11 protein-coding genes are annotated in these 9,590 nt (G+C 49.1%); 9 read left to right on the forward strand and 2 right to left on the reverse strand.

Annotation, left to right across the window (positions count from 1 at the left end; translation table 11 throughout):
- Positions 1 to 334 precede the first annotated feature (334 nt).
- The 5 genes from Q0198_RS08900 to Q0198_RS08920 are packed head-to-tail and all read left to right on the forward strand — an operon-like array spanning position 335 to position 4,406.
- The gene (locus Q0198_RS08900) at positions 335 to 823 is read left to right on the forward strand and encodes an HIT domain-containing protein (protein WP_297897138.1); all 489 of its coding nucleotides are present in this window, start codon (positions 335 to 337) and stop codon (positions 821 to 823) included.
- A gap of 15 nt (positions 824 to 838) precedes the next feature.
- Entirely contained in the window at positions 839 to 1,675 is an 837-nt protein-coding gene (locus Q0198_RS08905; protein WP_297897140.1) for a WG repeat-containing protein, read from the forward strand.
- Between the two features lie 16 nt (positions 1,676 to 1,691).
- On the forward strand, positions 1,692 to 2,693 hold the full coding sequence (locus Q0198_RS08910; RefSeq protein WP_297897143.1) for a bifunctional 3,4-dihydroxy-2-butanone 4-phosphate synthase/GTP cyclohydrolase II: 1,002 nt from the start codon (positions 1,692 to 1,694) through the stop codon (positions 2,691 to 2,693).
- A complete protein-coding gene (locus Q0198_RS08915) occupies positions 2,690 to 3,847 on the forward strand; it encodes a DNA polymerase IV (RefSeq protein ID WP_297897152.1) in 1,158 nt (385 codons plus the stop codon). The genes Q0198_RS08910 and Q0198_RS08915 overlap by 4 nt, the downstream gene beginning before the upstream one ends.
- 19 nt (positions 3,848 to 3,866) lie before the next feature.
- Complete coding sequence (locus Q0198_RS08920) at positions 3,867 to 4,406, forward strand: hypothetical protein (protein ID WP_297897154.1); 540 nt, start codon at positions 3,867 to 3,869, stop codon at positions 4,404 to 4,406.
- A 325-nt stretch (positions 4,407 to 4,731) separates the two neighbouring features.
- On the opposite strand, the gene Q0198_RS08925 is transcribed toward Q0198_RS08920, so the two are convergent.
- On the reverse strand, positions 4,732 to 4,905 hold the full coding sequence (locus tag Q0198_RS08925; RefSeq protein ID WP_297897157.1) for a hypothetical protein: 174 nt from the start codon (positions 4,903 to 4,905) through the stop codon (positions 4,732 to 4,734).
- A 91-nt stretch (positions 4,906 to 4,996) separates the two neighbouring features.
- Between Q0198_RS08925 and lgt the strand changes: the two genes are divergently transcribed.
- The 4 genes from lgt to Q0198_RS08945 all read left to right on the forward strand — a co-directional run bounded on the left by lgt (position 4,997) and on the right by Q0198_RS08945 (position 9,352).
- Positions 4,997 to 5,815 carry a prolipoprotein diacylglyceryl transferase gene (gene lgt, locus Q0198_RS08930; RefSeq protein ID WP_297897159.1) on the forward strand — a complete coding sequence of 273 codons (819 nt, stop codon included), beginning with the start codon at positions 4,997 to 4,999 and terminating at the stop codon, positions 5,813 to 5,815.
- Positions 5,816 to 5,909: 94 nt separating this feature from the next.
- Positions 5,910 to 6,593 carry a fumarate reductase cytochrome b subunit gene (locus Q0198_RS08935; protein ID WP_297897161.1) on the forward strand — a complete coding sequence of 228 codons (684 nt, stop codon included), beginning with the start codon at positions 5,910 to 5,912 and terminating at the stop codon, positions 6,591 to 6,593.
- A gap of 10 nt (positions 6,594 to 6,603) precedes the next feature.
- A complete protein-coding gene (locus Q0198_RS08940) occupies positions 6,604 to 8,622 on the forward strand; it encodes a fumarate reductase flavoprotein subunit (protein ID WP_297897164.1) in 2,019 nt (672 codons plus the stop codon).
- Positions 8,615 to 9,352, forward strand: a complete 738-nt coding sequence (locus Q0198_RS08945) for a fumarate reductase iron-sulfur subunit (RefSeq protein WP_297897165.1) — start codon at positions 8,615 to 8,617, stop codon at positions 9,350 to 9,352. Before Q0198_RS08940 ends, Q0198_RS08945 begins: the two co-directional genes overlap by 8 nt.
- A gap of 44 nt (positions 9,353 to 9,396) precedes the next feature.
- Here the strand turns inward: Q0198_RS08945 and Q0198_RS08950 are convergent.
- The coding region (locus Q0198_RS08950; protein ID WP_297897167.1) for a hypothetical protein at positions 9,397 to 9,590 on the reverse strand (194 nt) is incomplete at its 5' end.

Consider the following 9,590-nt stretch of genomic DNA (forward strand, 5'->3'; position numbering starts at 1 on the left):
TTTGGCATCGCGAGCTTGTTATCGCACGCCGCGCAAACGGCTGCGGTGCGGATTAGACGCTGTGTTTGCCGCGCCATGAGTGTCCGTCAAATGCGCACTAACGCCCGCCGCGGGCTTTGATCCGCAGAGTGCGTATTGCGCCGAAGTGCCCCGCGATTGCAAAGCATGTCGCGCCCTGCCACGTGCATAGCTCCGCATCGTGCGAGCGAGCGCAGACCGCGTAAATTTAAAATTCTATGAAATTTAGAAGTTTTAAATTCCAAATTTCATAGAATTTTGCGAAACGCAAATTTTAAAATTCCATAGAATTTTGGAATTTCGGAAAGGAAAAGAGATGGATTATCTTTGCGCCCCTTGGCGAAGCGAGTATTTTACCGAAAAAAGAAGCGGCTGTCCCTTCTGCGACGCGGCGGCGGATGCGGCGTTCGACGATAGCAACGGCGTGCTTTTTCGCGCGCGGCACTGCTTTGGGGTGATGAACCTCTACCCCTACAGCCCGGGCGCGTTTATGGTCATACCTTACGAGCACGTCGATAATATCGAGTGCCTTAGCGATGATGCGTGGGCGGAGATGAGCCGCTACGTGCGCGCCGGGGTGGGGATTTTAAAGCGCACTCTGGGCGCAAACGGCGTAAATATCGGCATGAACCTCGGCGCCGCCGCGGGTGCGGGCATAGCCGAGCACGTGCACTATCATCTCGTGCCGCGGTGGCAGCGCGATACGAATTTCATCACGACGATCGCAAACGTCCGCGTAAACGGCGTTTCTTTCGCCCCGCTTTTTGAGAAGCTCAAGGCGGCTTACGCGGAGATTAAAATTTAAATTCGGAAGATCGAGATGGTATCGGCATGGGTTAAAAAGAACGATAAATGGGGTTTTATCGATAAAACGGGAAAGGAGATAGCTTCTTGCATCTATGATGACGTTTCGTATTTTAGCGAAGGCCTAGCATGCGTTAGAAAGAACGATAAATTCGGCTTCGTCGATAAAACGGGCAAAGAAGTTATTCCCTGCATATATGATCGGGCCGAGGAGTTTTGCGAAGGCTTAGCGTGGGTTAATAAGAACGATAAATTCGGCTTTATCGATAAAACGGGTAAAGAGGTGATTTCTTGTATATATGATGATGCTTATAATTTTGAGGAAGGACTGGCGGAAGTTCAAAAAAGCGGCTATTGGGGTTTTATCGATAAAACTGGTAAAGAGATCATTCCTTGTCTATATGATGACGTTGGCGTTTTTCGCGAAGGTTTGGCGGACGTTAAAAAGAACGGTTATTGGGGATATATCGATGAAACGGGAAAAGAAGTTATTCCTTGCATATATGACCGGGCCGGGAGTTTTTGCGAAGGCTTAGCAAAGATTGAAAAGGACGGCAAATGGGGCTTTATCGATAAAATGGGTACAGAGGTAGTTTCTTGTGTATACGAGCTTGCTTGGGATTTTGACAATACTTTGTGCGGATATTATGACGAAATCAAATATTGCGAAGGATACGTTAAAGTCAAAAAAGACGGTAAATGGGGGTTGCTAGATGGTGAGGATAATGAAATTTTAAAGCCGGTGTTTTATGACGAAGTAGAATTTGTGAAAGTTTTAAGCGACGACTACGTCAAGATCAATTTAGACGGTCGCGAAACTATCGTTGATAGAAATGGCAAGATAATATCGTAAATTTAAAGGAGAGATGATGGTTAGCGTAGAGCAAGCGATCGAGGATCTGAAAAACGGCAAGATGCTCGTTATGGTCGATGACGTCGATCGCGAGAACGAAGGCGATTTGATGTTTGCGAGCACATTTAGCAGTGCGCAGAAGGTAAATTTTGCGATCACGCACGCTCGCGGAGTGCTGTGCGTGGCGCTTAGCCCGCAGATTGCACAGCAGCTTGATCTAAATTTGATGGTCGATAAAAACACCTCCAGCCACGAGACCGCATTTACCGTCACGATCGACGCGAAGGATGCCAAGACTGGCGTAAGCGCGTATGAGCGCAATATGACGATCGAGCTGATGTCGCGCGTAGGCGCTCGCGCGGATGATTTCGTCCGCCCGGGGCATATCTTCCCGCTAATCGCCAAAAGCGGCGGCGTGCTCGCTCGCACGGGGCATACCGAGGGCTCTACGGATCTGTGCCGCTTGGCGGGGCTTTCGCAAAGCGCCGTGATCTGCGAGATCGTCAAAGACGACGGCGATATGGCGCGCAGGGACGATCTGGAAAAATTCTGCGCGCAGCACGGCATCAATATGATCTCGGTCGCACAGATCGTGCAATACCGCCTAAAACACGAAACTCTCGTTAAATTTAGCGAGCTGCGTGACGGCGCGCTGTGCGGCGAAGCGGCGAAATTTTACGAGGTAAACGATCATGAGGGCAACGAGCACCGCGCCTATATTTTCGGCGAGCTGGGAAAGAGCGCACAGACGAACGTGAAATTTCATAAAATTTCAAGCGATCTGGAATTTTTAAGCGATACGAAATTTAACGATTTCATGCGCGATCTGGATGTTTTGCGCAATGAAGGCGGCGTGCTTTTGATGCTAAAATCCGCGCAAAATCGCGCCGATTTTAAGAGCTTTGGCATCGGAGCGCAAATTTTAGCGCATCTGGGCGTGAAAAAAATCAAAATTCTAAGCAAGAGCGAGCCGAAAGACTATGCGGGGCTTAGCGGTTTCGGGATCGACATAGTTTGATAGCTCATATCGATTTGGACAGCTTCTTCGTCTCTGTAGCGAGGCTTGCCGATCCCGCGCTTGCGGGCAAAAAGATCGCAGTCGTCGGAGGCGGCGACGAGGAGATTTTCGGCGGAAAGAGCGAGCTTGGCAGCGTGATTTTAAGTGCGAGCTACGAAGCCAGAGCCGACGGCGTGCACTCGGCGCAGCCCGTTAAAATCGCGCTCGGACTCTGCCCGCAGCTCATTTTGGTGCGCGCCAGACATGGCGAATACCGAAAAATTTCACGCGAAATTTATGAGTTTTTACTAAGCTTTACGCCCGAGATCGAAAAATTTAGCATCGACGAATTTTTTCTAAATTTACGCGGCACGGCATACGACGCGGACGCGCTGAGCTTTGCTGCGTTTTTGCAGAGCGAGATTATGCGCCGCTTTAGCCTTCCGTGTAGCGTCGGGCTTAGCGAAGCAAAACTGATCGCAAAGCTCGCCACTAGCCTTGCCAAGCCCTTCGGCGTGCGGCAAATTTTAAAATCGCAAATCGCGTGCGAGCTATCCGCCGTGCCGGTAGCGAAATTCCCGGGCATCGGCAAGGCGGCGCAAAAAACGCTCGGCAAATACGGTATCGTAACCTTCGGCGACGCGCTAGGGCACAGAGAAATTTTTGAAAAGATGGGCGCAAACGGCAGGAAAATTTTCGCAGCCCTTAGCGGCGAGGACGAGGGCGAGGTCGTCTCAAAGCGCGAGCGCAAGAGTATCGGCTTTGGGCGCAGCTTCGCGCCGTGCGCCGATCGGGACGAGCTGCGGCGCAAAATTTTAATTTTGGCGCGCCATTTGGCGGGCGAAGTGCTCGCAAGGGAGCTAAAGCCTGCGACATATGATCTAAAGATCCGCTACAAATCGCGCGAGGAGTTTTCGCATCAGATCAGTCAGGATAGGGCGTTTAGTTTAAATTTGCTGAGCGAGACCGCGCTTGAGCTATTTAGGCTCTGCGACGTGAAAAAAGGCGCGCAGATAATCCACGTAGCGCTAAATCTTTCAAATTTTGGCGGCAGATCGGGCGGCTCGCTGCTCTTTGGCGAGATCGATAAAAAGCAGCAGAGCCTGGATCGATCTTTAAGCAGGATTTGGGAAAAATTCGGCATCGAAAAGCTAAAAAAGGCAAGCGAAATTTGACTAAATTTAAAGGAAAAAGATGAAACTAGGCGAGCTATACTCGGTGATCTGCATAATCTTTGCGACGAATTTTAAGGGCGTGATAGACGAGCAGAAGTTGCGCGGCTTGGGAAAAAACTGGATCATTGTAAATAAAAATATCGAAAACAAAAACGGTCACGAGCTTTGGCAAAAGGTGCAGGGCGAGGACTACGCGGTGCTAGGGCGCGATTTTGAGGCGCTAAAAGGGGCGTTTGAGATGGATTTTTTCAAGCTCATAAGCGAAAGCGAAGTGGAGCTGTTTTATGAAAGATGCCGCTTCAAAAAGCCTTTTACGGAGCTTAAAAGCGCTCATGCGGCCAATATGCTAGCACTTCTTGCCATGATCTTTAAACAAAACACGGACGTAAAATCGCATAAAATTTTGACGCTATATCTGGCGCAATTTATCATTCCTAGCTTTTCCGCGCTTGCTACGCACGTGCAGATAAACGCCAAAAGCAGCTATTACAAGGCGCTTGGGTGGTTTTTGGCGGATTTTTGCCGCGTGGTGAAAGAGACGCTGGGACTTGGAATTTAAAATTTAGAATTTAGAACGTGCGCTCGGTATTTTTGCGCGTTCGGCACAGAAAAGCGCTATGTAGAGATAAGTCTGAGCTTGCTTTCGGGATTTCTTGCGCTGTAGCCGGTACAGCTCCTATAGGCGCGAAAAGCTAAGCGAGGCAGGTAAATTTTATCTGCACGGATGTAAAGTATCTGCCTTGCTGTTTTGTGCGTCGGTGCTTGTCGTATCGCGCGCGTCGTTTTGAATTCTGCACGGCATTCGGCGCTTTGGTCGCGTTATGCGCATCATCCAGCCTTTGCCGTGCGCTGTCGGTATCGATACCGTGTGCGTCGCGTCTGCATCACGGTGCTTGCGCTTCGGCAATCCGTGCGTAGCTTTGCATGCCGCACAAGGCGCCGTCGTTTGAAATTTTACGTGAGGCGCCCTGCGCATTGTTCGACGCTTTCGTTAGACATCCGCGTCTTTCGTGCTTTGCGTCTGCGATCGAGCTTGGAAGCCTGGCTTCTGCGCTCACGTATGCGCCGCTCTGCGTCTTTTACCAAGCGTGCGTCACGCAGCGTCCGATGCGTGCCGTTAAATTTTAAAATTTAAAACAAAGGAAAAATTTGAATTACTGGAACGAAATTTACGCTCACTTCGATCCCGTGGCGTTCAGCGCGTTTGGCATAAACGTGCACTGGTACGGCATTATGTATGTTTTGGCGCTGCTTACGGCGCTATTTATCGCCAAATATTTCGTGCGAAAAGACGAGCTTGGCTTCAGCGATAAGATGCTAGATCGCTACTTCATCTGGGTCGAGGTGGGTGTCATTTTGGGCGCGCGGCTTGGATACATCGCGATCTATTCGGGCGAGGCGGCGTGGTATTTCAGCCATCCGTGGCAAATTTTCAACCCCTTTCATAACGGCGAGTTCGTGGGCATCCGCGGTATGAGCTATCACGGCGCAGTCGTCGGATTCGTGATCGCGACGGTTTGGTTTTGCAAAAAATTTAAAACCGATATGTGGGCGCTGCTCGATCTCGTGGCACTTAGCGTGCCGCTTGGGTATTTTTTCGGACGCGTGGGAAATTTTTTAAATCAGGAGCTTTTCGGGCGCGAGACGAGCGAGCCGTGGGGGATCTTAGTGGGCGGTACGTTGCGTCACCCAAGCCAGCTTTACGAAGCGGTTTTGGAAGGGCTCGTTATTTTTGCGATTTTATTTTTCTACCGTAAATTTAAGAAATTTAACGGCGAGCTGATATGTCTGTATGCGATGCTATACACGGCGTTTAGATTTTTCGTGGAATTTTTTAGGCAGCCGGACGATGGGCTTGGGTTTATATTTTTAAATTTATCGATGGGGCAAATTTTATCTTTGGTGATGTTTTTGATAGCAGTTTTCTTAAAGCAGTCTTTGAAGAAAAAACTAATTTGCAGAAATTAAATTAATCTAAAGTTAAAAAGTAATATAATCTCTTTACAAAAATGTAAATTTTCGTTTAGCGGGGATTTATAATCATCTTTTTTAAGGAGAACCTATGCTAGGTCGCATTGAAGGCTTTACGGGCAGATCCATAGACGGCAAAAAAAGCCGCATTATGGCTTTGCAAGATGTGGCGCAAAGCATCAGCGGGCTGATTTTGGCCTGTTTTATGCTGTGTCATATGATATTTACCGGCACGATTCTGATCGGTAAGGGCGCGTTTGAGGGCGTCGTACATTTCGCCGAACCGGGTGGAATTTATTTCGTCACAAACATCGTCGCTTTTGTAATTTTCGTGATTTTCGTGATTCACGCATTTTTGGCGATGAGAAAATTTCCGGCTAACTACGCCGCTTACAGAGCGTTTAAAGCGCACAAAATGCGAATGAAGCATTGCGACACGACGCTTTGGTGGTTTCAGTTTTGGACGGGATTTTTCCTATTTTTCTTTGCGGCGGCTCATATTTTAATGATCGTATTTGGTCCGAAAATTACTGCAGATCTTGCTATCGCTCGCTTCGGACAGCTTCATCTATTTTATTTTGTTTTATTGATTTTCGTAGTAACTCACGCTAGTATTGGAATTTATAGGCTTTATATGAAATGGATTAGCATAGACGGCACGAAGGCGGAAATTCAAAGGAAAAGAGCCCTCATCAAAAAGACGGTTTTTATCGTTTGGGGCGTATTTTTCTTGCTTTCGATAATCGCCGATTTCAAATGGTTAAGTTTAGAATAGGGAGCTTAGGATGAATGTAATATATTGCGATTCTTTAGTTATTGGCGGCGGTTTGGCGGGCTTAAGAGCTGCGATCGCTACCGGCGAAAAGGGGCTTAGCACTATCGTTTTGAGCCTGATCCCCGTTAAACGCTCGCACTCTGCGGCAGCTCAAGGCGGCATGCAAGCGTCTCTGGGAAATTCCAAAATGAGCGAGGGCGACAACGAGGACGTGCACTTTGCCGATACGGTAAAAGGAAGCGACTGGGGCTGCGATCAGGATGTCGCTAGGATGTTTGCGCAAACGGCGCCTAAGGCGATCCGCGAGCTTGCGGGCTGGGGCGTTCCTTGGACCAGGATTACTAGAGGCGAGCGAAGTGCTATTATTAATGCTCAAAAGACTACGATCACCGAAAAAGACGAGGTTCACGGACTTATCCATAGCCGCGACTTCGGCGGCACGAAAAAATGGCGAACCTGCTATACCGCCGATGCTACGGGACATACAATGCTTTTTGCCGTTGCAAACGAAGCGCTAAAGCATAACGTAGATATTCATGATAGAAAAGAAGCGATCGCGCTAATTCACGCAAACAACCGATGCTACGGCGCAATCGTGCGTGATTTGGTTACCGGCGAGATTAGCGCATATGTATCAAAAGGTACGCTAATCGCTACCGGCGGCTACGGCAGAGTTTATAAACACACTACAAACGCCGTCGTTTGTGAGGGCATCGGCGCAGCTATCGCGCTTGAGACCGGCGTAGCACAGCTTGGAAATATGGAAGCGGTACAGTTTCACCCGACCCCGATCGTTCCGAGCGGAATTTTGCTTACCGAGGGTTGCCGCGGCGACGGCGGAATTTTACGCGATGTGGACGGCTACCGCTTTATGCCGGATTATGAGCCGGAGAAAAAAGAGCTTGCTAGCCGCGACGTCGTAAGCCGCCGCATAATGGAGCACATCCGCGCAGGCAAGGGGGTAAAGAGCCCTTATGGTGAGCACGTTTGGCTTGATATATCAATCCTTGGACGCGAGCATATCGAGAAAAATTTACGCGACGTACAAGAAATTTGCGAAATTTTCAACGGCATCGATCCTGCCGACACCGAGGTAATAACCGACGAGCAGGGCAGGAAGCGCGGTAAAGGTTGGGCTCCGATCCTTCCTATGCAGCATTACTCGATGGGCGGCATCAAAACAAAGGCTACGGGTGAGAGCCCAACGCTAGCTGGACTTTTCAGCGCCGGCGAGGCTGCGTGCTGGGATATGCACGGCTTTAACCGCTTGGGCGGAAATTCCGTCGCCGAAACCGTCGTCGCAGGAATGATCGTGGGCGAGTATTTTGCGGAGTATTGCCAAGGACACGATGTCGATATCAATACGCACGATATCGAAAAATTCGTAGATAAAGAGCAAAACTACATGAAAAGCCTGCTTGAAAAAGAGGGTAAATTTAACGTATTCGAGATCAAAAACAAGATGAAAGACGTGATGTGGGAGCACTGCGCAATCTTCCGCACCGGCGAGGGATTAGCCAAAGCCGTAAAAGAGCTCGAGGAGCTTTACAAGCAATCTTTGGACGTCAAAGTAAGCAATAAAGAGCTTTTCGGAAATCCGGAGCTTGAGGAGGCTTACCGCGTACCGAAGATGTTAAAGCTCGCGCTTTGTATCGCCAAGGGTGCGCTTGATCGCACCGAAAGCCGCGGCGCACACTTCCGCGAGGACTATCCGAAACGCGACGATCTAAACTGGCTAAAACGAACGCTTGCGAGCTGGAAGGAGGGCGATACGATGCCTACTTTGACCTATGAGCCACTTGATATTATGAAGATGGAGATGCCGCCTGCGTTCCGCGGATACGGCGCCAAAGGCAATATTATCGAGCATCCGGACAGCGCCGTGCGCCAAAAAGAGGTCGATGAAATTCGCGAGAAAATGCAAGCCGAGGGCAAAGGCAGATATGAAATTCAAGAGGCATTGATGCATTATGAATTGCAGCCAAAATATAAAGCACCTAACGAAAGAGCAGGTATAGGATATGAGTAGAAAAATAACAATAAAGGCATTTAAGTATAATCCGCTAAGCAAAATTTCAAAGCCGCACTTCGCTACTTACGAGATCGAAGAGACCGACGGAATGACGTTGTTTATCGCGCTTAACGTGATTCGTGAGAGATTTGATCCCGAGCTAAGCTTCGACTTCGTTTGTCGCGCGGGTATCTGCGGTAGCTGCGGTATGCTCGTAAACGGCAAGCCGCAGCTTGCGTGCCGTACGCTTACTAAGGATTATCCGGACGGCGTGATCGAGCTTATGCCACTTCCATTTTTTAAGTTGCTAAAAGACCTCAGCGTTGATACGGGCAACTGGATGAACGCGATGAGCAAACGCGTAGAGAGTTGGATCCACACCGATCACGAAACCGATATCTCCAAGCTTGAGGAGAAGGTCGAGCCGGAGGTCGCGCAGGAGGTTTTCGAGCTGGATCGCTGCATCGAGTGCGGTATCTGCGTAGCTGCATGCGGCGTAGCGATAATGCGAAAAGACTACATCGGCGCCGTCGGCATCAACCGAGTGGCACGCTTTCAGATCGATGCGCTGGATAAGCGAACCGATGAGGATTTTTACGAGCTAATCGGCGATGATGACGGAGTATTCGGCTGTATGACGCTGCTAGGCTGCGAAGACCACTGCCCTAAGCACCTTCCGCTTCAAAGCAAAATCGCATATGTTCGCCGCAAGCTTGCCGCTCAGGGCAAGTGCGGCTGCGGCAAATAAAATTTAAGCGGGACCTTCCCGCTTAAATTTATCTCTTTATCTCACTAAATTTTACTCAACAAATAAATTTCAAAAATGCTTGAGTCTGGCAAGCAAGGTAGCCTTAAATTTAATACTATCCCAAGGTATAAAGAAGTAAAATATGATCGCTTAAGATCGCAGGCGAGGGATAAGGATGAACGAAGCAAGGCTCGAAGAGCTAAAGAAAATTCTAAATGAGCGGCGTCAAAATGTGGAG

The sequence above is a fragment of the uncultured Campylobacter sp. genome, from assembly GCF_938045205.1.
Classification (GTDB): domain Bacteria; phylum Campylobacterota; class Campylobacteria; order Campylobacterales; family Campylobacteraceae; genus Campylobacter_B.

What these genes read in the sequence shown, in the direction of transcription:
- Q0198_RS08900 (WP_297897138.1), top strand. Translation starts at nt 335, where the DNA reads ATGGATTATCTTTGCGCCCCTTGGCGAAGCGAGTATTTTACCGAAAAA.
- Q0198_RS08905 (WP_297897140.1), top strand. Translation starts at nt 839, where the DNA reads ATGGTATCGGCATGGGTTAAAAAGAACGATAAATGGGGTTTTATCGAT.
- Q0198_RS08910 (WP_297897143.1), top strand. Translation starts at nt 1,692, where the DNA reads ATGGTTAGCGTAGAGCAAGCGATCGAGGATCTGAAAAACGGCAAGATG.
- Q0198_RS08920 (WP_297897154.1), top strand. Translation starts at nt 3,867, where the DNA reads ATGAAACTAGGCGAGCTATACTCGGTGATCTGCATAATCTTTGCGACG.
- Q0198_RS08935 (WP_297897161.1), top strand. Translation starts at nt 5,910, where the DNA reads ATGCTAGGTCGCATTGAAGGCTTTACGGGCAGATCCATAGACGGCAAA.
- Q0198_RS08940 (WP_297897164.1), top strand. Translation starts at nt 6,604, where the DNA reads ATGAATGTAATATATTGCGATTCTTTAGTTATTGGCGGCGGTTTGGCG.
- Q0198_RS08945 (WP_297897165.1), top strand. Translation starts at nt 8,615, where the DNA reads ATGAGTAGAAAAATAACAATAAAGGCATTTAAGTATAATCCGCTAAGC.